The sequence below is a fragment of the Okeania sp. SIO2C9 genome (assembly GCF_010672455.1).
GTDB lineage: Bacteria > Cyanobacteriota > Cyanobacteriia > Cyanobacteriales > Microcoleaceae > Okeania.
Genome location: NZ_JAAHGO010000307.1, coordinates 1 through 1,036 on the forward strand (window position 1 = coordinate 1; position 1,036 = coordinate 1,036).

Here is a 1,036-nt window from a genome sequence, read left to right on the forward strand (position 1 = left end):
CAGAAGAACTAATTGAGCAGTTGCAACAACAGCTACGGCAAGAGAAGCAACTTGCTCGGCAGCAGAAGCAACGCGCACAGCAAGTTGAATCGCAACTTCAGCAGGAGAAACTGCGATCGCAACAACTAGCATAGATGCTACGTCAACTGGGAGTTGATCCAGATTCAGTTTAGTATGAAATCGACAAGATATTTAAGGAATAAGTCATAAGTGACAATAAGCACATTTATTACTTATTCCTTAGTTGGAGATTGACTTGTAGGTTTGGTAATCTGCTAAGTGTTCCTTTGTGGTAAATCAAAGACAACTTCAAATTGGATATCAGAAACTCGCTGGCGTAGCAATTGGAGGTGTCCATCAGCGTCGGAGCGAGTGCGGTAGCGAGCGATGATTACCCATTGTGTGGGGGGTAGTAGACGGGCAATTGCCCAAGGTTTGAGGATATCAGAGTAGGTCATAATATTTTTATCTCCTGATGAATTAGGGAGCTAGAGCCAGCGCAGACACTTGGTGGGTGGAGCGCTGGCTTTTGAGTATTGAACAGATAACATCCTAATTAGAATGCTACTTATAACATATCATTGTATGTATTAAAATACAAATAGAATCTTGCTATCCTAATTAGGATATAGATACATGACCAGTAAAAATGCCAAAAGCCAAGCACTCGGAGTACGGGGAAATCAAGAGCTCTCTCACCCTGTCAGTCACCGAGACAGGGATGAGGAGACTCAGGGAGATGGCGGCAAGCAGAGGGATCTCTCAGTCGGAACTAGTGGAAAGAATTGCCAGAGGGCTTATTCGAGTAGCAGCGCCGGAGGAACAACTGCTGGGGGAATCATAAACCAGTTGATTCTCAAAGCCGAGAAGCAACTGGTAAAAATTAAGGGTCAAATTCAGCAACTTCAGGAGGAGGAAGCAGAAACTAAATCTGAACTTGAAGATTTAAGAACCCTTTTAGCTAAATTGCAAAAATGAATTCAGGATAGCCATTGACTTTTGCAAAACCTTGTAGGCAATCTGGCACAAGCGTCAA

General features: G+C 43.3%; 2 protein-coding genes. One reads left to right on the top strand and one right to left on the bottom strand.

Annotated elements, in window-relative coordinates; translation table 11 throughout:
* Positions 1-275 precede the first annotated feature (275 nt).
* Complete coding sequence (locus F6K23_RS41245) at positions 276-458, bottom strand: hypothetical protein (RefSeq protein ID WP_293167093.1); 183 nt, start codon at positions 456-458, stop codon at positions 276-278.
* 281 nt (positions 459-739) lie between these two features.
* Here F6K23_RS41245 and F6K23_RS42760 point away from each other — a divergent pair, with 281 nt between their 5' ends.
* A complete protein-coding gene (locus F6K23_RS42760) occupies positions 740-844 on the top strand; it encodes a hypothetical protein (RefSeq protein WP_367267992.1) in 105 nt (34 codons plus the stop codon).
* The last annotated feature ends 192 nt before the right edge of the window (positions 845-1,036 follow it).

Coding starts and splice junctions, on each gene's coding strand:
- F6K23_RS42760 (WP_367267992.1), top strand. CDS start 740: ATGGCGGCAAGCAGAGGGATCTCTCAGTCGGAACTAGTGGAAAGAATT.
- F6K23_RS41245 (WP_293167093.1), bottom strand. CDS start 458: ATGACCTACTCTGATATCCTCAAACCTTGGGCAATTGCCCGTCTACTA.